This window comes from Sphaerisporangium flaviroseum (genome assembly GCF_039537005.1).
GTDB classification, from domain to species: Bacteria; Actinomycetota; Actinomycetes; order Streptosporangiales; family Streptosporangiaceae; genus Sphaerisporangium; species Sphaerisporangium flaviroseum.
In genome coordinates, this window is record NZ_BAAAZR010000008.1 from 375,084 (window position 1) to 395,023 (window position 19,940).

Below are 19,940 nucleotides of genomic sequence, written 5' to 3' on the forward strand. Positions count from 1 at the left end.
GCCCCGTCGGCTTTCCCACTTCTGATCGCGGTGCTCAGACCCGGGACGGGAGGATGTTCACGTCGTCGGCCTTGACGAAGGCGATCCGGTGGCCGAGCTGGATCTGGTAGTAGAGGGTGCGGCCTGTGACCACCCGGTGGGTGGCCTGCTCGAAGGTGACCGCGTGGTAGTACTCGCCGCGCGTGGCCAGGCCGACCGAGTACCGCTGGCCCTGGGGGATCGTGTACTGCAGCGGGACGATGTCCTGGACCGGCACGCCCGCCGGGTACGCCTCCGCCTCCGGGTACGCCCTGCCGTACACCGGCACCGAGGCGCGGCCCGGTTTGGGGGTGACGACGAACCCGGTGGCGTTGACGGCGGTCGGGTTGTCGTGGGGGTTGTGGAACCACGCGAGCCGGCCGAGGTACCAGATGGCCGTCCAGTCGCCCTTCCTGCCCGCGAGGGCGTACTGCTGGCCCGTGGTCGCGCGGGCTCCGTGGTCGTAGACGTCGTACGTCGACTCCCCACCGGGCCTGCGGCCGATGTCCTTCACCAGCGGCGCGCCCTCGGCGGGCTCGGTGTGCAGCCAGACCGACGCCGAACCGTGCGGCGGGCAGTCGGCGCCGGCCTTCTCGCAGCCGGTGTAGCGCGGCCGGTGGCGGGCGTAGTCGGGCCTGATCATGACCAGGCCGGCGTACGCGCCGCCCGTGGACGTGAACGACCGGTGCATGAGCTCGAAATAGTGGCTCCAGTCCCAGTACGGCCCGGGATCCACGTGCATGCCGGCCACGGTCCCCGGGACCGTGCCGGGGACGTTGTCGTGGCCGAGGATGTGCGCGCGGTCGAGCGGGATGTCGTACCGCTTGGCGAGGTAGCGCACCAGCCGGGCCGAGCTGCGGTACATCGCCTCGGTGTACCAGGCGCCGGCCTTCGCCAGGAAGCCCTCGTGCTCGATGCCGATCGACTTGGCGTTGACGTACCAGTTGCCGGCGTGCCAGGCGACGTCCTTGGCCCTGACGTGCTGGGCGATGTGCCCGTCGGCCGAGTGGATCGTGTAGTGCCAGCTCACGTAGGTCGGATCGGAGACCAGCTTGAGGGTCTTGGCGTAGGTCTCCTCGGTGTCGTGGATGACGATGTACTGGATCCGCTGGTTGCGCGGCCGCTCGGACAGGTCGTGGTTGCCGTAGCCGCGCGGCTTGTCGGACAGCTTCTGGTAGGGCGCCGGGAACCACTCGCAGGCCAGGCTCTTCGGGCACTCGACGCTCTTGCCCCCGGCTTCGCGCAGGCCAAGGCGGTCCACTTGATCCATGCGCGGAGCGATCTCCGGCGAGGCGGGCAGCGAGACCTGCTGGCCGTCGTCGGTGACCCTGCTCACGCCGTCCCTGATGAGGGAGAACACCTCGTCGGCGAACCGCCGGGCGGTCTCGGCGTCCTGCGCGCCCGAGTACCGGGCGACCGCGCCGTACCAGTCCGCGGCGTCGGCGCTCGCGGGAAGTTCCAGCTCTTTCTGGTACTCGGCGAGCAGCGCCGCTCCGCCGAGCACGTTGGCGTTCGGGTCCTTGACCAGTTGGGCGGCCGGGAGACCGGTGAGACGCGCCGCCTCGTCGGCCGTCTGGGACACCGGGGCGGAGGACGCCGCGGGTGGCGCGGGTTCGGGCTGCGCGGGTTCGGGTTGCGCGGGGAGCTTGAGTGGTCGCGCGTCGTCGCCGCGCGGGTTCTCGGCGCCGTCGCCGTGATGGGGAACCGCGCCCGTCAGGGCCGTACGCGCGTCGGTGAGGTGCATCGGCCCGTACCCCGCCGTGACGCTGGGGAGCCCCCGGTTGGCGTCCCAGCGCGACTCCAAGTAAGACACGCCGAGCAGGACGCTCTCCGGCACCCTGTACGTGGCGGCGGCCGCCGTGAAGGCCTCCTGGCGGGAGGGTGCCTGCGTGGCTCGGGTACTCGCCGGACCGGCATGTGCGGGGGGGAAGGTGATGAGCGACGACACCGCCAGCGAGGCGGCGACCGCCGGCATTCTGCGCATCAGAGACCCTTTCTCGATCGAGCACGCACGCTTGGCATACGGCTCGCGTCTGCGGCTCGTCGTGGGCCTCGGCACTTCGCTGCTTCAGCGGCTCCACGCAGAAGTCCCAGCCCGGGATCACGACGGTCACCCTACGGGTTCTTGCGGCACGTTCCCATCTTTGTAATGCGGCGTGTCAGGGAGTATCGGCCCCGAGCGGGCGGCTCGGGGTCCGGATCCCCCGCGCTGGGCATGAAGACCGACGCTCGCGGGCGGCTGTTCGTCCCTCCCCAACGCCCGCTTCACCACCCCGCCGACCCCGGAGACGCCGTCACCGTCGTGGCCATCCAGCGCGCCTGAGGCGCCTCCAGGTCCGTGCGAGGCCGATCGCTCAGGCCTTCCCCCGCTCCGCCAGGACGCGGTCGGCGGCCGGTGCCAGGTCGCCGGCCGCGGCCTGGAGCGACAGCGAGAGCCAGACGAGACATGCGCCCGCCAGCACGTGCAGGGCGCTTGTCAGAACGGTGTCGGGCAGCGGGGCGAGCAGGGCGAAGAGCGCCAGCGTGATGCCGTAGCCCCAAGCGGGGAGCGGCGGGTGTACCTTCGCCCGCGCCATCGAGATCGAGAACAGGACCGACCCGAGCGCGAACACGATGGCGCTGCCGAGTAACACCGTCCGGGTCGGCCCACGCAGCAGTGCGGTGAGGGCCGTTTCATCGAGATAGAACAGCGCGATGTTCAGCGTGTACGCGGCGCCGCCGAACAGGCCGAGTCCGATGAGGTTCACGGCGTAGGCGACGAGCCCGAACCGCCCGGCGTGTGCGCGCTGGGTCAGGTACAGGGCCGTGAGCAGGGCAGTGGCCGGGGCGGGTGCGACACCGAGGGCGAAGCTGGTCGGTGCGGTTTCACCGGTGAAGGCCTCGACGGCGCCGGGCACCGCGATGAGCAGCCCGCACAGCACGCCGCTGATCGCATTGAAACGCATGAAAGGGGTCATGAGAACTCCTCCCGACCTGGACGAAGCGGGCTCCTGGCCCGCGTCCTCATCCAGGTCGGCCGATCGACGAAGGGTGGTCCGAGGCCGACGGTAGGAGCGGCACGCCTATCGGGATAAGTGCCGACCGGCCAGACCATCACTCGGTCCGGCCCTCAGAAGCCCGACCGGCACGTAGCGGTCAGATGGCCGGCGGCTTCGGTTCGGCGCCGGCATGTGCCGATCGGCAGGTGACGGTCGGCCAGATCCGCTCGTCATTCTGGGTGGTTCGCGGGCCCGCGGCGTACGCTCCAGGGGTGTCGTCCTCGCGGATCCTCCGGTGGGTCTCGTCGATCCTCTATGGCGCGGTGCTCGTCTCGGGCCTCTACTACGACCTCGTCCATCTCGGGCCGTCCCGCCCGCTGCCGCCCGTGGCCGGGTTCCTCGGCGGCATGGCGGCGCTCTTCGCTCTCGACCTGGTCGAAGGGCGGCGCTATCCGGTCCGTACACCACCTGGACCCGCGGTGGTGCTGCTGTGCCTGCGTCTGTCCCTGGTCATCACGGTGGCCGCGCTCGACGGGTCCGGCCTGTCGCGGATCCTGCTGGTCCTCGTCCCTTTCACGGCGTACTTCGCCTTCGGCCGGAAGGTCAGCGTGGCCCTGGCCGTGGCGTGCGTCGCAGTCGTGGTCACCGGTTACTCGTTGACGGCCCCGCGTTGGTACGTGGAGGCCGCGTACGTCTCCGACCTGCTCATGTTCTGCGCCGGCCTGGTCCTCACCGTCACCATGGCGGCGGTGGCCGTGGGCGAGCGGGAGAGCCGCACCCGGCTGGAGCAGGCCAACGCCCGGCTCTCCGCCTACGCCGCCCAGGTCGCCGAGCTGTCGGCCACGGCCGAACGCGTCCGGGTCGCACGTGACATCCACGACGGCCTCGGCCACCACCTCACGGCCATCTCGGTCCTCCTGGAGAAGGCTTCGGCGTTCAGCTCAAGGGACCCCGCCGTCGCCGGCCAGGCGCTCACCGACGCGCGTGCCTCCACCCGGCGGGCCCTGGACGACGTACGCCGGTCGGTCCGCGCCCTGCGCACCCCCGAGCAGGAACCGTTCTCACTCACCGCCGCGCTCACCGAGCTGGTCCGCGACGCGGACAGCGGCAGTCCCGCCATCGGGCTGGAGGTGACCGGGGACGAGACGGCCTGCGACATGCCGGCGCGCGCCGCCCTGTACCGGGCGGCGCAGGAAGGCCTGACGAACGCCCGCCGTCACGCGCGCGCCGGGCAGGTATGGGTCCGGCTCACCTTCGACGGCCCGGAGGCGAAGCTGGTCGTGTCCGATGACGGCCGGGGCGTGGACGGGAGACGAGAGGGGTTCGGGCTGACCGGCATGCGTGAACGGGTCCAGCTCCTCGGCGGCGACGTCTCGCTTGTGAGCGAGCCCGGCGCGGGCACCCGATTGACCGTCACGATCCCCGGCACGACCCGCGTGGCCTCATCCCACGGACACGCCCTCCAGGCCACCCCATGAACGGCGAACCCGTCCCGGTCCGCGTCGACGACATGGGCGGCGAACCGGAGCTCGTGTTCGCCGACGACCACACCATCTCCACGCCCGCACACGCGCCCATCGAGGAGCCCGTACGTGTGCTCATCGCCGACGATCAGCGGCTCATCAGGGAGAGCATCGCCTCACTGCTGGACCTCGAGCCCGGCATCAGCGTCGTCGGCCTGGCGGCCGACGGGAGAGAGGCGATCGACCGGGCGGTGACGCTAGGTCCCGACGTGATCCTCATGGATGTCCGCATGCCGGAGCTGGACGGGGTGGGGGCGGTGACCGTCCTGTCCCGGCGAGCACCCGCCTGCCGGGTCGTCATGCTGACGACGTTCGACGACGAGGAGTACGTGGTCCAGGCGCTGCGGGCGGGAGCGGCCGGTTACCTCCTCAAGGACCTCCCCGCCCGCGAGCTCGCCAAGGCGGTGCGCCTGGCGCACGCGGGCATCGCCCAGTTCGACCCGGCCGCCACAGCCCGCCTGGCCGATGCCCTCGCCCGCCCCGCCCCGCCCGCCCCTTCCCCTCCGGCCGCTTCGCCGCCGGCCGTTGACATGCCTCCGGAGTCGCGGCGGCAGCCCGTCGAGGTCCTCACGCATCGCGAGATCGACGTCCTGCGGCTGGTCGCACTGGGATGGACCAACCGGGAGATCGCCGCTCGCCTGTACCTCAGCGAGGGCACGGTGAAGAACCACATGTCCCGCATACTCACCCGTCTCGGCCTTCGCGACCGTACTCAGGCCGCCGTCTACGCCCATGACCACGGACTGCTACAACGCTCCCTGCCAGCGGACGAACGCCGCCGCCCCGCTACCTGAGGTCGTACCGGGTGACCTGCCGTCAGCAGGGGTACGCGGCCGCCGTATCATGCGGCGATGCCGAGTCGACGCCCATGCTGATCAGGCCCGCGAGCCACGAGCGGTACGCCTGTGGGGAAGGGTGATGCCGTCCCTCGACCTCGTTCAGTGGGCGGTCCTGCTCTTCTCTCTGGTGCTCGTCGGTTTCTCCAAGACCGGGGTCTCCGGCACGGGGACGGTGGCGGTCGCCTTGTTCGCGCTCGTGCTGCCGACGAAGAGTTCCACGGGCACGCTGCTGCCGCTGCTGCTGGTCGGCGACGTGGTCGCGGTGGCCTCCTATCGCCGTCACGCCGACTGGCCGAGGCTGTTGAGGCTGCTTCCGTGGGTGGCCATCGGAGTCGTGGCCGGAGCGGTCGTCGTCCGCTGGGCCGACGACACGCAGATGAGAAGGCTCATCGGCGCGATCCTGCTGGTGATCATCGCCGTCCACTTCTGGAACCGGCGCCGCGGACCCGGGGCCTCGCTCGCCCACCATTGGCCGGTGGCGGCCCTCGCTGGGATCTTCGCCGGCTTCACCACCATGACGGCCAACGCCGCGGGGCCGATCATGGCCCTCTACCTGCTGGCGGCGGGGCTGCCGATGCTGGGCTTCCTCGGCACCAGCGCGTGGTTCTTCCTGACGATCAACGCGTTCAAGGTGCCGTTCAGCGTCGCGCTCGGGCTCATCACCCCCGCCACGCTCGCCTTCGCCGCGGTGACCGCTCCGGCCGTCCTGGCCGGCGCCGCGGCCGGGCGGGCGATCATCGCTCATATCGACAGGACCTGGTTCGAACGCGTGACGCTGGCCCTCACCCTCCTGGCCGCCCTCCGCCTCCTCTACTGATCCGGCCGCCCGGCCCTGTCGCGCCCCGCGGACGTCTCGTCGCTCCCCGCGGCGGGGTCGTCCAGCATCTCCTCCAGCACCTGGACCGCCCCGCTGATGCGGAGCAGGGTCTGCTGCAGGTCACCGCGCTTGGCGTCCAGGGAGGCGAGCATCTCCTGGCCGGAGCGGAGCTCCTCGCGGAGCGCCTCGACCCGCTTCTCCATCAGTTCTCGCATCTGTACTCCATTTCTGGGAGGGCGTCATTTCCGGGGAGGGCGTCTCCCCGGGTATGGGCGGTCGATCACCGGCCGGGGGCGCCGGTCTCCAGGGCGCCGAGGCGGGTGTCGAGTGCGCGGATCAGGGTCTGCTGTTCCTTGATCGCCTCGACGAGCACGGCGGACAGCTTGCCGTAGTCCACGGACTTGAAGCCCGCGCTGTCGGTGTGCACCAGTTCGGGCAGCACACGCTCGACGTCCTGCGCGAGGACGCCGATCTCCGGCCGGTCCGCTTCGGCCATGCGTGCCTTCCGTACGGTCTCCCACACGCGCCGGTTGTCCTCGTCGCTGGCCTCGGGGCCCGCGGTGACCGAGGATTCGACGTCGCCGACCAGGTGGCGCAGCCCTTCGTCGTTCCACGTGAACCGGAGGCCGCGAAGCGCCTCGATCGCTCGCAAGGCGTCCGGCACGACCGTGGCGCCCTCTTTCAGCCGTGCGTCAGAGGGATAGGTGATGCCGCTGGCCCGGAGGACCGCGCCGCCGTCGCTGAAGTTGTTGATGTTCCAGCGGGGGCGGAAGATGAACCAGTAGCGCTGGGTGCGGTCGGGTCCCTCGAAGCCCCATTCGTACCCGGGATGGAAGTAGATCTGACCGTCCGCGTAGATGTCGTGGCTCGCGCGGATGTCACGGGCGAAGAGCGTTCCGAGGGTGAGGTTTCGGTAGCCGTTCGAGCCCAGGTTGCCCTCTTTGAGGTGGAATCCGTCCTCTCGTGCCTCGATGCGGTGCCAGAACCTGTTGGAGTGGTGGAAGCGGATGCTCGGCGCGACCTCGGGGACCTTCGCCGGGCTGGAATCGTCCTGGTAGAGCTCAAGGAACATCTGCGTGCCGCCGGTGGTCTCGGTCGGCTCGCGGCGGAGCTGCAGGTGCTGGCCGCCGGCGCTGACGCTGAGCCTCGCTGCGGAGTCGCCCGTACGGGGGCCGCCGAAACCGGCCTTGCCGTTCACCGTGAGAGCTCCGGAGATCGCGGCGTCGCGGCCGACGCCGAGGTCCCGGCCGGCGGTGAGGTCCTGGTCCGCAGTGACGTTCTGGCTCGCGGTGACGTTCTGGCTCGCGGTGACGTTCTGGCTCGCGGTGACGTTCTGGGTGGCGGCGAGGGTCTGCAGGGTCAGGTTGCGGTAGCTGTCCGAGCCGAGGTAGCCGTCTTTGAGGTGGAATCCGTCGCTTCGTGCCTCGATGCGGTGCCAGAACCTGTTGGAGTGGTGGAAACGGATGCTCTGGGCGACCTCGGGGACCTGCGCCGGGCCGGAATCGTCCTGGTAGAGCTCCAGGAAGAGCTGATTGCCGCCGGTGCTCTCGGTCGGCTCCCGGCGGAGGAGGAGATGATGGCCGGCCGAGCTGACGGTGAGCCTCGCCGTGGGGTCGGGCGTGGTGGGGCCGATCGAGACGGTGCCCTGATCGCCGACGCGCAGACGCCACGTGCCGTTGTTCCAGAAGCCGATGTCGCCGCCGACGACGCCGCCGACGAAGGCGTTCAGCTGGGCGCCGATCCACAGGCCGCCGTCGGCGCTGGCGGAGTGCATGCGGCCGTCGACCCGGAAGTCGATCGAATACGGGTTCTCCCCGGCGATGTGCACCTTCGCCGCCGGATCGTCGGTGCCGACACCCAGGGTGCCCGGCAGACGCAGCCCCGTACGCTCGATGACGGTCGAGTTCACGCTGACGGCGCCGCCGGCGCTCACCGCCCACTCAGCCAGCAGCACGGAGGCGGCGTTCGCCTCGTCCCATTGCGCCTCGGCCTGGTCGGCGCGGATCGCGAACGCCTCCTCGCCGGACGGGAGGACGACGAGCATGGGGGTCTCGTCCCACCGGGTGTTCTCCTTGCTCCCCTCCGAGGTCGCGAGGGCCGCCTCGGACTCGAGGTAGGCGATCAGGACGGTGCCGCCCTTGCCGCGGAACCGCTCGGGCAGGTGGACGTCGACGGCCGTGGGCAGCACGATCGGCCGGCCGAGCCGGTCGATGGCCGCGCCCGCCGACACGGTGATCTGGTTCTGACCGGTGACCGTGACCTCCAGGCCGCGGGAGACGCCGCTGACCCGGAGCGCCTTCGCCAGCGCGCGCTCGCGGTCGAGGTGGTAATGCTGCTCGTCGATGAAGTCGACGTCCTGGAGGAACTGCCCGTCGAAGAAGCGGACTCGTCGCTGTACCACGTCGGGCTGGTCGTACTTGCTCACAACGGTCCTTTCATGTTGATTCGCCCGGCACGGGCGGGATCGGCGCTTCGTTCGTGCCGAGCATGGTGTTGCGGCCGAGGAGCAGCGGCTTGGTGCCGGGGTTCTTGGCCATGAACTCCTCCGACACCAGGCGCATGGTGGGAGTCAGGATCTTGAGCGCGTAGAAGGTGTGCGCGGGCTTCTCGCTGTCGATGATGGCCCTGGCCGTCTCCTGGAGCGCGCGCAGTCGGACGGGGTCGACCTCGTTCAGAGTCAGCCGCACCTGGAAGTAGTGGGCGGGCTCGTCGAAGTCGTCGAACACGACGACGTCACCCGACCGGCCCCCGTTGATCGGCCTGACGTAGATCTCCAGGAGCTTGCGCAGCCCCGCGGGAGTCCCCCGCTCCCGGTACAGCGGCACGACCTCGTTGATGAAGTCGCGCTTGGTCGCGACGGGCCAGTCCGCGCGCAGGCTGAGCGCCACCCATCCCGCGAGCCAGGGGAGGAACTCCTCCGGGGTCCGCTGCGGGTCCAGGTAGCCCGGCAGACCCTCGATCGTGTCCTCCAGGCCGGTGAAGACCTTCTCGAAGGCCGCGAGGAAGGCGCCGAGGAGGTCGTCGCGCATGGCGGCGGGCAGCAGGTCGAGGTAGCCGCTGGTGGGCGGCGCCACGGCAGGGTTCACGACGCCTCACCCGTGGCCGGCGTCCCGGCCCGCCATTCGAGCCGCGCGGGGGTCCGCAGGGCCTGGTGGCAGGTGAGGCGGACCCAGGTCAGCTCGACCAGTTCGTGGGCGTCCAGCGCGATGCCGGCCACCTCGCCCCGATCACCGGGGATGGGATCACGGCCGTGCAGGACGACCTCCTCGACGTAGTCGGCGAAGGGCGAGCGGCCGAGCAGCGTGTAGACCTCTGAGGCGTACACGTCCCGTCCGAAGGGCCAGCCGCTCTTCTCGGCGCCACCGGTGACGGGGCCGAGGAAGGTCCTGAGCCGGTCCACCATGTCGTCGAACGCCTGTTGCGGCGGTGCGTCCTGGCCGAGCGCGACCACCGCCTCGACGCCGAGTTCGACGTAGGCGGGCCCGACGACGTGGTGCCGGGTGGCCAGCAGGCGCCGAACGTCCAGGAACTCCCACAGCACCGCGGCGGCGGCCGGTTCCAGGGCCGGGTGCGGGTACGGCGCGAGGCGGTCGGCAGGCTCGGGCACGACGACCACGCTCACGTGCCCGGGAGCGTCCGACGCGCGGACGGCGGGGTCGGCCGCGGACAGGTCACGCCGTGGCACGCAGCGCGCCCGCAGGATCCGCGGCCCCGACGGCAGGCCGGCGCCGCCGAGCACAAGACGCTCGAAGTCGGCCGGGGTGGCCGCCCGGTACGGCTCGCGCAGCTCGCGCGTCGTCGCGCGGACGCGTTCCGCGAGGCTCATGGGGGTGGTCTGTGTCCTCTGCGGGAGCGGCTCCTGCGGAGGCGGCCCGTTCAGCAGGTCGAGGAACCGCTCGGTGTGGGCGGGCGTGACCTGGTCGACCTGGAACAGCGCCGCCTCGGTGAGCCAGGCGAGCATCTCGACGAGGGCGATTCCCGGGTCGCTCGGGTTGTGGTCGGTCCATTCGGGGGCCAGCACGGGGATGAGCGACCTGGCCTCGGCGACCAGGTCGGCGAAGGTGTGGTCGTCCAGGTTCGGCAGGGGGATGGGCATGGCCTGTTCCTTGTCTCACAGCTTCACGGTGATCGTGTGGTCTCCCGGGCAGACGAGGGCCCGATCGAGCCAGTCCCACACCTCCGCCGCCGCCGACTCGGCCGACCCGAGCCTGCGCCCGAGCTCCCGCGCCAGCAGCGCCGCCAACTGCTCGTCGGACACGGCGAGGGGGGACAGGGCGATGTCCAGCGAGTGGACGTGGCCGACGCCGGGAAGTGCCTCCACAACCGCGTACAAGTCGGAAGGATGGGGTCTGCGGCCGAAGTCCCAGCCGTCGCCGCGCGGGCCGCCGGTCAGAGGATGCAGGTAGTCCCGCAGGGCCGTCGCCACCCGCGCCACCAGCGGGTCGGCCTCCTCGGCCGACGCGGCGACCACGGTCGTGGCGACCACGACCTCGATCCACTCAGGTCCCGCGGCCCTGATGTCGGCGGTCGCCGGGCAGCGGGCGCGCAGACGGTCCTCGACCCGGCGCAGCAGGCCGAGACCGGGGATCGGGCGGGCCTCGGCCGACTCCGGGACCACGATCACCGTGGTGACGCCGGCGGTCACGTTCTGGTGCTCCCGCGTGGGTCTGGGGGCCGCGGGGTCGAGCCACAGGGCGTAGGGGTTGAACCCGCCGGGCGGGATCGCGCGCGCCCGTACGACCTCGGCCGTGGACTCCACGGCGAGGTCCTCGATATCCTGCGCGGTGACCGCCCGCCCTCGGTGCCGCAGCACCTTGGGGCCGCGTTCCCGCAGCCGCGCCTCCGGCTCCACCGGCGTTCCCCCGTGAGCGTCCTCGTGGTTGGTCACCCCGTCGACGTAGGGGACCGCCGACTGCAGGCGGGTGATCGTCCCCGCCGGCCGGTTGCCCCCCGCTCCGCCGCCGGTGAGGTAGGTGACGCTGATGTTGCCGTCCCCGCGCGGGGGCAGCCGCCCCGCCTCTCCGTCGCCGAACCGGAACTCGCCGGTGAGCGGGTCGGCGGTGTAGTGGCGGTCGAGCGGCCCCGAGCCGGTGAAGTCGGGGACGGCCTGCCAGCGCACCAGGGTCTCCTCGGGCCGGCCCATCCCGTCGGCGGCCGGGGTGACGGCGTCCGGCCCTACGGCGGCGCGCAGGGCCGCCGTCTCCGCGGGGGACGGGGGCTCGGGCTCACGCACCACGAGCCGCTGTCCCGGCAGTACGGGGGTCTGCGCGGCCACGAACGTCTGGCCGGGCTCGCCGTTGGCCGACCCGAGGTTCTCCTCGACGGTGACGGCCTGCGCCGCCCAGGTCGTGTTCGGCATCACCCGGCGCAGCCTCGGGGGATAGGGGAACCGGCCCCGCTCCCACCGGCCGCGGATCCACCAGCCGTCCCGATCGAAGCACGAGCGGGCGACGAAGTCGTCCGGTCCGACGAACCGGACGAGCCCGCCGCCGGACAGGCCGCCGGTCTCGTCGGCCGCGGCCAGCGTGCGCCAGCCCGTTGGACCGCTGTACTCCCACACGATGCGCGGCGGGTCACCGGGCGCGACCCGCGCCAGCCGGTCGGCCCCGACGTCCTCGGGCGCGGGCGGTTCGACCTGGAGGTACAACGTCACAGGACGCGTGGCGAACGGCCTGTCGAAGCACAGGTAGAGCGCGGGGTCACGATCGTCGCCGGGTGCGAAGGGGGTGAACGGCGCGCCCACGCCGTCGCGTACGGGCGTCGCGTACGTGAAGGCGTTGTGGCTGACGCACACCTCGGCCGGCACCTCGGTCCGGTGGTCCCCGCCGGGCCGCCACGAGAGCGTCTTGACCATGGGCGGTGCGAACGTGGCGTCGACCAGCCGGTATCCGGCACCCGGTGGGTCCCCTTTCGCCGGTGGGATGTAGTGCGCGGGCGTGCCGTAGTCGCCGCCGACCAGGCGGGCCCGCACCCAGTGGCGCGTGTCACCGTTGACGGTGACGGGTGCCAGACCGTCCGGCATCGTGATCTGGAGCACGGCGTCCTGGGTGAACGCGTAGCGGGCCGGCACGACCGCCGCCTCCTGCCACTCCTTGCCGTTCCAGGTCTCCCAGGCGACCTGCGGGTGGCCGTCGGTGCGCACCCGCGGCACCGGACCGCCGGTCGAGGCGTTGGTCGGCGTCACCGCCAGATCCAGCACGGCGCCCGGCCGGGCGAGCTCGTCGGGGCAGGCGCAGTAGAACGTGTCGTTGAAGGCCGGGCGCTCGCCGAACGGCAGGAAGTCCTTGCCCAGGTCCACGGGGGCCACGTCGAGGAAGGCGGCGGGCGAGGGCATCGACTGGGGGGCGGTGTCCACCCTGAGGCCGATCCCGGTCACCTCGGGCAGCTCCCAGCCGTAGCCCGCCGTCAGCGAGTCGATCCGCGGCAGCGTCCCGTACGAGCCGCCGGTGTCGTCCAGCTCCACTCTGAGCCACCGGCCGAGGCGCCCGTAGAACGGCTGGGGCGACCATTCGACGGGCATCTCGAAGCTGACGCGGCCGTCACGGGTCAGCGCGAGGGTGGTGTCGCGGAGGCCGGGTGACGACGGCCCGCTCGCCGTGGAGCCCGATCGTCCCAGCTCCCGCCATCCGCTGGCGAGCCGGTACGACCACACCAGGCGGACCGGCGCGGACGGGTCGCGCCGGGTCCCGGGCCGGGAGAGCACGAAGTCCAGGTGCGCCGTGCCGCCGCCCGCGGCGATGGCGTCGTCGGCGCTGATGTAGAACCACTTGACCTGGCTGGTCTCGCCGAAGGGGTACACGCCGGAGATCTCTTCGCGCGGGGCCGTGGAGCCCACCGCCACGGCCTCGGGAGGGATGCCGGACCGGCCGGGGGCGAGGGGCATGCCCAGCCGGCCGCGCACCCACCCGGCGGGGATCTCGTTCACCGCCACCGGGGGCAGGCTCGGCAGTCCGGGAAGGGTCACGGCCCAGGTGCCGTCCTCGATGGCCGTCGTGTGGGCGATCCGCCGCCACGCGGCGCCGTCCCAGCAGCTCCAGGTGATCGGCCAGCCGTCCAGCCGCGCCGGGTCCTGAGTGCGGATCAGCAGCGTGACCTGTTTGTCGCCGGGGGCGCGCAGCACCGGGTCACAGGCGACGAACAGCTCGTGCGGCACGCGCAGCTCTCCGGTGAACGCGGGGAACGGGGCGTCCCGCTCTCCGGTCGCCCACGCGGTGCGGTCGAAGTAGGTGTCGCCCTCCGCGTCGCCGACGAACACCGCCCGCAGCGCCGCCCGGGTGACGACCAGGCTGTCCTCGGTCTCGAAGACGACCTCCTGGTCCTCGCCCTCCACGGGGTCCGCGGCGACCCGGGTGCCCACGGGGACCACCGCGTCGGCGGGGCTGCCCTCGGCGAGGGTGAAGGTGAGCGGCACGCGCGCGGGCGACGGCGGCAGCGGCCTGGTCCCGATCAGGTTCAGGAACGCCAGGTAGTCGCGGTCCGGAGCCCGGTTCACCCGCTGGATCACCAGCTCGGCGAAGTGGGCGAAGACGCCGATCAGCGCCTCGCCGGCGTCGCGCGGCCCGTCCTTCCTCGCCCGCCATCCGGTGTACCTGGAGGCGAGCTCCGCGGTCTCCGCGGCGATGTCCTGCCGGTCGCGGGGGTCCACCGGCGGCGGCTGGAGCGTCATGTGAGGTAGAAGGGGTAGACCAGGTTGAATCGGCTGTTGCTCGATCGCACCTGGTAGTTGATCTCTACGAGCAGGCGGTTCGGGTCCTTGTCGTCCGCGACCGCGTAGACGTCCAGCACGTCGATGCGCGGCTCCCAATCGACCAGGGCCTCGCGCACCGCCTCGGCGACGGCGCCGACGGTGGCGGCGTCGTGGACGCCGAACACGAAGTCGTGGATCTGGCATCCGAAGTCCGGGCGCATCAACCGCTCGCCCCGCGCGGTGCCGAGGATCGTCAGCATCGACAGGCGGATGGCGTCGTCACCGGTGACGGTCATCGCGATGCCGCCGCTTTCGTCCAGCCGGACGGGGAAGTCCCACCCCCGGCCGAGGAATCCCTGGTCCATCGGGGTGCTCATCCGATCAGTACGGTGCCGGACGCGACCACCGTCCCCTGCGGAAGATCCGATGGATCGTTGCAGGTCAGGGCGGTGTCCCCGGAGCGCGCTGCGGGCCTGCCGTTGATCGTGACGGTCGCGCTGCCGCCCTGGACCGTCGCGCGGTTGGACGGGGGGCGCTGGAAGGCGGTGCCGGGGGCCGTCGGGAAGTGCGCGGGGACGTTGCCGGCGGTGCTTCCTGCCACCGCCGCCGGCTTGCCCATGATGAGCACGTCCGTGCTCAGCCCGCCGTTGAGCACACCGCTGAAGGCGTGCGGCAGCGGCGTCGGGGTCGGGTCCTTGCCCGGGGTTGGCACCATCACGACGTGCACGTCGGTGGCGACGATCCTGTCGCCCTGCTTGGCCGCCGGCTGTCCCACTGCGGTCCCCTCCTAGTTGATGTTGACGGTCTGGCCCTTGACCGACAACCGCGCGTCCGCCTTCAGCGCGAGGTCGGTGCCGGCCTGGATCTTCACGTCCGCCTTCGAGGTGATCTCCACGCCCTGGCCGCTCAGCGAGAGCTTCCCGTGCGCGGACCCGATGACGACGTCCGCGTCCGCGCTGATCGTGATCGTGCCGTCCTTCGTGCTGATCACGATGCTGTTCTTCGCGCTCTTGTCCACGATCTCGATGCGCTCGTCGTCGTCGGTGTCGACCAGCCGGATCACGTGGCCGTTGCGCGATCTGATCACGCGCACGTCGTTCTTGCCGTCGTCGTTGGCCTCGGGCGGGTGGTCCTTGCCGTTCCACAGCCCGCCGAGCACGTACGGGGACGCTGGGTCGCCGTGGGCGAAGGCCACCAGCACCTCGTCGTCGACCTCGGGCAGGAAGTACACGCCGCGGCCCGCGCCCGCCATCGGCGCGAGGACCCGGGCCCAGGCGCTCTCCAGCTCACCGGAAAGCCAGGGCAGCTTGAGCCTGACGCGCCCGAGCCCGTCAGGGTCCTTGTTGTTCGTCACGATCCCGGACGCCACCCCGTAGAACCGGCCGTTCGCCGCAGCGGGGCCGAACAGCTCGCCGAAGTCGGTCATGCCGAGTTCCTTCTCATGTTCATGTAGGTGCGGTACCCCTCGCCCGGCACCACCGTGTGGGTGACGCAGGTGAGGTAGTAGGCGCCACTGAACGTCTCGCCCGCCCCCTCGACGCCGACCACCGTGCCGGCGCGCAGGCCGGGCCGTCCCGGGCAGGCGGCCTCTCCCTGGACGAACGACAGCGCCATCGCGTCGAACAGCCCGAGCGCCATGTCGTCCGCCTGCGCCTTGGACTCGACCGGTACGTCGACCTGCGTCGTGCCCGCCGCGCCGAATGCCCGTTTGGAGCGGCGCGGCCCCAGGGATCCGCCCCCCATCGCCGCCGCCGCGCGCCCGCCGTCGGCGGTGCCCACGATCTCGCTCTTGTTCCTCATGTCCCAGCCGCGCACGGTCACCTCGTCCACCTGGTTCAGCGAGCGCAGCCGGGGGGTGAACTCGGTGAGGTCCTGGCCGATGTGCAGCGTGGCCGAGGCCGGCCTGGTGTGCTGCGGCGGCCGGAAGTAGAGCACTTTGTCCCGTGCGTAGACCTCGTACCCGATCAGGTCCGCGCGGGCGCGCAGGAACTCCAGGTCGGTCTGGTCGTGCTGGAGCACGTAGTCGAAGACGGGCCCGCTGTCGGACACTTCGGCGCGCAGCCCTGCGCCGCGCGCCACGGTGCGGACGATCGCGCTCTCCTTCACCTGCGAGAACGTTCGCGTCTTGCGGCCACGCGCGAGGCGGTGCCGCAGGTCGTACCCCCTGACCGTCAGCATGGGCGGCCGGTCGGGGCCGAAGGCCGGCTCCAGGCTGGTCACCTCGCCGGTGATGACCTTCTCGGGGGCGTCGGCGGAGCCGAGCGCGATCTGGACCTCGGCGCCGAGCGCGAACAGCGACGAGTCCGACCAGGTCACCCTGAGTCGCTCCTGGTCCCAGTTGTAGAGCACCAGCACGAACATGCTGAGGGCGTTGAGGTCGTCGACGACGATGACCGACTCGATGTCGGTCCTGGCGTCCAGTGGCAGGCGCGCGCCGTCCACCCGGATGTCGATGGCGGGCACCATGCCTGAGGTCGTCACCTGGCCCGCCTTCCCAAGGGCGCCATGCCGGACGTCGTCACCTGGCCGCCCTCCTAGGAGTCCAGTTTGGGGATCGTCAGAACGGTGCCGGGCGAAAGGCCGCGCGGGTTGGCGATGCCGTTCGCCCTGGCGATGTGCCGCCACAGTCCCGGGTCGCCGTACTCCTCCGCCGCGATGCTCTGCACGGTGTCGTGCCGCCGTACGGTCCAGGTCTTCACCACGTCCGCGGAGTTCAGCTCGCGTGCCCTGTAGTGCGCCTTCGTCTGGAACTCCAGGAAGACGCACGACAGCGTGGCCCGCACCGGCGTGCCGTCGGCGAGAAAGAGGGTGAAGCGCTGGTCGAGCTGTGTCAGCACGCCTGTGAAGATGTACGTCGCGCCCCAGACCAGGCGGCAGATGGGCGGCCGGTGCGTCTGCCTGTCGACCTCGGCGAGCTTGGCCACCTGGTCGGTGAGCCGCCTGACGTCGGTCGCGTCGCTGCCCTGGAAGGGGTTCTCCGGGAGCACGAAGGACGCGGCCCGCTGGAGGGCCGACGCCTCGGACCTCGACTCGTAGGTGTCGAAGAAGAGCTCGATCGACAGCGTCTCCGCCCCGACGTACAGGAACTGCTGCTCGGTGTCGGCCCAGGTCCAGCCGCTGCTCTGGTGGGCGACCCGGCGCTCGTACCAGCCGACCGAACGCGACCGGCTGATCTCGTGCGGGTTGAACAACGCCTCGACCGAGTCGCCGTCCCAAGCGCCGTTCTTGTCGTAGGTGATGCGCAGCTTCTTCAGCCCGCCGGCCCCTGGGCCGAAGCCGAGCAGTTCGGAGGCCGCTCCGGCCTTGTTGACGGCCATCAGCGGGCCCCCCTGCGCTCGGCCTCGATGGCGAGCCGCCGCGCGAACCGGCGGTGCACGGTCTCGACGATCTGCTCGATGTCCACCGGCGCGGGGGAGGGCGGCCGTACGGGTACTCGCGCGGCGGTCGCGCCCTCGTCCCGCGGTGCCGTCCCCCGCTGCGCCGTTCCCGTGGGGACCGTCCCCATCGGTGCCATTTCCGCACGCGCCGGGGCCGCTCGTCCCGTCCCTGGACGGACGATCCGACCGGTCGCGGCCGGGGGCGGGGCGGGCGGGCCGTTCCTGGGGCCGGCCGGCGCGGTCCCGCGGGCCGGTGGGCCGGCCAGGGGCAGCGGCTCACCGGCCCGGAGCACCGGGCGGGCTGGGAAGACCAGGGGTGGAAGCTCCGCCGTGCTCCTCAGGCTGTCCGTACGGGTGGCGGCCGGCGACGTCAAGGAGCCGTCCGGTGAGCGGCGGACCCGGGGGGAGACCACGGGCAGCGCGCCCGGGGGATCGGGCGTCAGGGGTGAGGCGATGCGCGGGCCGCCCGCGCGACCCGGAGCCACGGGTACGACGAGGGGCGGCCCGCCCGCGTGGTCGCGTGCGATGGGCGTGACGACCGGCGGCGAGCCCGCGCGTTCGTGGAACGGCCGCGCGTGACCCGCCGCGCCGCCCTGGTGAGAACGGGCACGTGCCCGGGGGACGGCCACCGGCAGGGGGCGCGCCGCACGTACCGGCGAGGACACGGCCGCGGCCGGGGCGGCGAGCTTTCGCTGCACGACAGGCAGGCCGCCGGTCGCCCCGGAACCGGCGGTCCCCTGCCCGCCGTACGTCACCGCGGCGCTGACGTCGTACGTCGGAGAAGTGCTGACGTCGTACGCGGCGGGGGCGCTGACGACGTACGTCGGAGGGGTGCTGACCTCGTACGCGGCTGGGGCGCGGACGACGGCCGCCAGCGGCTCGGCCGGGTGACCGGCGGCCGGAGCGGTGACATCGGCCGGAACCGGGGTCCCGTACACGACCGGCGGGGTGGCGTCGCCGGGCTCCGGCGCCGCGTGACGCGCGACCCGCTCCACCAGCGGCAGATCGGGCATCATCCCGCGATGGCGTGCCAGGATCTCCCGCGCCGGACCGGGGTCGATCACACCGGGACGCAGGGCGCGCCGCCCCAGCCTGCGGACCAGCGCGGGATCCCAGGGCGGCTCGGCGAGGTGCTCAGCCCGCATTCCCGGCCTCCCGCGCCACCTGGACGGCGCCGTGCGCGAGGGCGGCGGCCTGGCCGAGCAGCGGCTTGGTCAGCCCTTCGTGCGCCAGCTCCAAGGACTCGAACGCGACCTGGTCGCCGCGCGCGTCGAAGGTGGGCCCGGTCCAGCGCACCGGCAGGGCGTTGCGGAAGTTCCACCACATGACCGGCGTCTGGCGCGCGTCGAGCAGCATTATCGTGCCGTTCTTGCGGTGGATCACACCCCGCACGGCGTTGTAGTGCCAGTTCCACATCACGCTGTTCGCGGTGAGCCCCCGGGTCAGCACCAGGTTCGAGTGGCTCGTCACGCCGGGCAGCCTGTGCACGTAACCGTTGACGCCGCCCTCCCTGTAGTCCTCGGTCTCGACCCTGCTCTCCAGGCCGCTCACCTCGCTGCACCCGCCGAGCAGGAGCCCCTCGATCTCGACGGCGAAGTTGAAGGCGGGGAAGGGCTCGAGCAGGGGCCGCGCCGGGGCCCAGTTCCCGGCCGCGGTCGGCAGCCAGCTCAGGCCGAGCGGCACTCCCGTGGACGTCATGGCCGGTCACCTCCCTGTTCGTTGAGCCGCCTGTTGAGGCGGGCCACCTCGGTCACCCACCGCTGCCGTTCACGGTGGTCCAGCCGCATGATCTCCTGGTAGGCCCAGTGAAAGTGATAGGCCAAGTACGCCACCTCCTCGTGCAGCCGGTCCGCGGGGTAGCGCGTCATTCCCCCGGGCCGGCGGTCTCCACTTCGAACGCCTGCTCGCAGTGCGGGCAGTCGACCAGGATCCGGGTGTGGCCGGTCAGGTTGACCCGCTGGTAGAGGTCCTGGAGGTAGGCGAGGTCCGCCGAGTACATGTTCTCGACGCTGGCGGTGTTGATGTGGTCGAGCGTCCCGAGCCGGGTGATCACCCTGGCGAGCAGGATGATGACGAGGTATCCGGGGTTCGCACGGACCCGCGGGTCCTTGATCGGCTCGATCTCGTCGAAGGCCGTGGCGAGCCGCATCGTGCCCTCGCGGTGCACGGCGCCGTCCGGGGTCACCAGCCCGCGGGGGAGGGTGAAGGGGAACTCGGTCCGCTGGGCCGCGCCGTCGCCTAACTCCACTTGTCGACCTCGATCCTCTCGTAGGCGAGCGTGAGCTGCTCGACGGCGATCTCGTCGGATGCGGCGGACAGGCTCGGTCCCGTCCACGACTTCGGCCAGCACGCGAAGAGGTTCCACGTGATCTTGGCGTTGCCCGTGTGGTCCAGCAGGGTGATCGAGATGTCGTGCCGCTCCACCGATCCCTTCGCGGCCTTGTCACGCCACTCCCAGAGCTTGCTGTCCAGGGTCAGCCCGCGGCTGAGCGTGATGTCGCCGTAGGTGTTGAGCCCCGGGATCTTCCGCACGCTCAGGCTCCGGTCGGTGCCTTCCCGGTACTCGCTGGCGTTCTGGCTGCTCTCCAGCCCCGAGCACTCGCGAAAGCCCGCCCGCGTGATGCCGTCCAGCTCCACCGCGAAGTTGTAACCGGCGTACGGATCCACCCTGTTCGCCATCATCGACCTCCAGTACCTGTTG

The 19,940-nt window shown here is 71.7% G+C and carries 20 protein-coding genes; 3 read left to right on the plus strand and 17 right to left on the minus strand.

Annotation, left to right across the window (positions count from 1 at the left end; all coding sequences use genetic code 11):
• Nucleotides 1-34 precede the first annotated feature (34 nt).
• Both ABD810_RS18070 and ABD810_RS18075 read right to left on the minus strand, forming a co-directional pair.
• Complete coding sequence (locus ABD810_RS18070) at nt 35-2,002, minus strand: N-acetylmuramoyl-L-alanine amidase (RefSeq protein ID WP_344940981.1); 1,968 nt, start codon at nt 2,000-2,002, stop codon at nt 35-37.
• A 370-nt stretch (nt 2,003-2,372) separates the two neighbouring features.
• Nucleotides 2,373-2,975 (minus strand): hypothetical protein, encoded by a 603-nt coding sequence (locus ABD810_RS18075; RefSeq protein WP_344940984.1) that lies wholly within the window; start codon nt 2,973-2,975, stop codon nt 2,373-2,375.
• Between the two features lie 227 nt (nt 2,976-3,202).
• On the opposite strand from ABD810_RS18075, the gene ABD810_RS18080 reads away from it, so the two are divergent.
• The 3 genes from ABD810_RS18080 to ABD810_RS18090 all read left to right on the plus strand — a co-directional run bounded on the left by ABD810_RS18080 (nt 3,203) and on the right by ABD810_RS18090 (nt 6,175).
• Entirely contained in the window at nt 3,203-4,474 is a 1,272-nt protein-coding gene (locus ABD810_RS18080) for a sensor histidine kinase (RefSeq protein WP_344940987.1), read from the plus strand.
• On the plus strand, nt 4,471-5,313 hold the full coding sequence (locus tag ABD810_RS18085) for a response regulator (protein ID WP_344940990.1): 843 nt from the start codon (nt 4,471-4,473) through the stop codon (nt 5,311-5,313). Before ABD810_RS18080 ends, ABD810_RS18085 begins: the two co-directional genes overlap by 4 nt.
• Nucleotides 5,314-5,437: 124 nt before the next feature.
• On the plus strand, nt 5,438-6,175 hold the full coding sequence (locus ABD810_RS18090; RefSeq protein ID WP_344940994.1) for a sulfite exporter TauE/SafE family protein: 738 nt from the start codon (nt 5,438-5,440) through the stop codon (nt 6,173-6,175).
• Here ABD810_RS18090 and ABD810_RS18095 read toward each other — a convergent pair.
• The 15 genes from ABD810_RS18095 to ABD810_RS18165 all read right to left on the minus strand — a co-directional run bounded on the left by ABD810_RS18095 (nt 6,169) and on the right by ABD810_RS18165 (nt 19,921).
• Nucleotides 6,169-6,390, minus strand: a complete 222-nt coding sequence (locus ABD810_RS18095) for a hypothetical protein (RefSeq protein WP_344940997.1) — start codon at nt 6,388-6,390, stop codon at nt 6,169-6,171. The genes ABD810_RS18090 and ABD810_RS18095 overlap by 7 nt on opposite strands.
• A gap of 65 nt (nt 6,391-6,455) precedes the next feature.
• Nucleotides 6,456-8,600: a tail fiber domain-containing protein gene (locus ABD810_RS18100; protein WP_344941000.1), complete on the minus strand. Its 2,145-nt coding sequence runs from the start codon at nt 8,598-8,600 to the stop codon at nt 6,456-6,458.
• A 10-nt stretch (nt 8,601-8,610) separates the two neighbouring features.
• Nucleotides 8,611-9,261 (minus strand): phage tail protein I, encoded by a 651-nt coding sequence (locus ABD810_RS18105; protein WP_344941003.1) that lies wholly within the window; start codon nt 9,259-9,261, stop codon nt 8,611-8,613.
• The gene (locus ABD810_RS18110) at nt 9,258-10,271 is read right to left on the minus strand and encodes a baseplate J/gp47 family protein (RefSeq protein WP_344941007.1); all 1,014 of its coding nucleotides are present in this window, start codon (nt 10,269-10,271) and stop codon (nt 9,258-9,260) included. Before ABD810_RS18110 ends, ABD810_RS18105 begins: the two co-directional genes overlap by 4 nt.
• Nucleotides 10,272-10,286: 15 nt before the next feature.
• A complete protein-coding gene (locus ABD810_RS18115; RefSeq protein WP_344941010.1) occupies nt 10,287-13,841 on the minus strand; it encodes a putative baseplate assembly protein in 3,555 nt (1,184 codons plus the stop codon).
• Nucleotides 13,838-14,227 carry a GPW/gp25 family protein gene (locus tag ABD810_RS18120; protein WP_344941014.1) on the minus strand — a complete coding sequence of 130 codons (390 nt, stop codon included), beginning with the start codon at nt 14,225-14,227 and terminating at the stop codon, nt 13,838-13,840. Before ABD810_RS18120 ends, ABD810_RS18115 begins: the two co-directional genes overlap by 4 nt.
• Nucleotides 14,228-14,235: 8 nt before the next feature.
• A complete protein-coding gene (locus ABD810_RS18125; protein ID WP_344941018.1) occupies nt 14,236-14,637 on the minus strand; it encodes a PAAR domain-containing protein in 402 nt (133 codons plus the stop codon).
• Between the two features lie 12 nt (nt 14,638-14,649).
• A complete protein-coding gene (locus tag ABD810_RS18130; RefSeq protein WP_344941023.1) occupies nt 14,650-15,288 on the minus strand; it encodes a phage baseplate assembly protein V in 639 nt (212 codons plus the stop codon).
• A complete protein-coding gene (locus ABD810_RS18135) occupies nt 15,285-16,343 on the minus strand; it encodes a phage late control D family protein (protein ID WP_344941028.1) in 1,059 nt (352 codons plus the stop codon). Before ABD810_RS18135 ends, ABD810_RS18130 begins: the two co-directional genes overlap by 4 nt.
• A gap of 53 nt (nt 16,344-16,396) precedes the next feature.
• Complete coding sequence (locus ABD810_RS18140) at nt 16,397-17,179, minus strand: CIS tube protein (protein ID WP_344941032.1); 783 nt, start codon at nt 17,177-17,179, stop codon at nt 16,397-16,399.
• The gene (locus tag ABD810_RS18145; protein ID WP_344941037.1) at nt 17,179-18,384 is read right to left on the minus strand and encodes a hypothetical protein; all 1,206 of its coding nucleotides are present in this window, start codon (nt 18,382-18,384) and stop codon (nt 17,179-17,181) included. The genes ABD810_RS18140 and ABD810_RS18145 overlap by 1 nt, the downstream gene beginning before the upstream one ends.
• Nucleotides 18,374-18,937, minus strand: coding sequence for a phage tail protein (locus ABD810_RS18150; RefSeq protein ID WP_344941042.1), 564 nt, complete (start codon nt 18,935-18,937; stop codon nt 18,374-18,376). Before ABD810_RS18150 ends, ABD810_RS18145 begins: the two co-directional genes overlap by 11 nt.
• On the minus strand, nt 18,934-19,107 hold the full coding sequence (locus ABD810_RS18155) for a DUF6760 family protein (RefSeq protein WP_344941047.1): 174 nt from the start codon (nt 19,105-19,107) through the stop codon (nt 18,934-18,936). The genes ABD810_RS18150 and ABD810_RS18155 overlap by 4 nt, the downstream gene beginning before the upstream one ends.
• A complete protein-coding gene (locus tag ABD810_RS18160; RefSeq protein ID WP_344941052.1) occupies nt 19,104-19,487 on the minus strand; it encodes a hypothetical protein in 384 nt (127 codons plus the stop codon). Before ABD810_RS18160 ends, ABD810_RS18155 begins: the two co-directional genes overlap by 4 nt.
• On the minus strand, nt 19,478-19,921 hold the full coding sequence (locus ABD810_RS18165) for a phage tail protein (RefSeq protein ID WP_344941057.1): 444 nt from the start codon (nt 19,919-19,921) through the stop codon (nt 19,478-19,480). Before ABD810_RS18165 ends, ABD810_RS18160 begins: the two co-directional genes overlap by 10 nt.
• Nucleotides 19,922-19,940 lie beyond the last annotated feature (19 nt).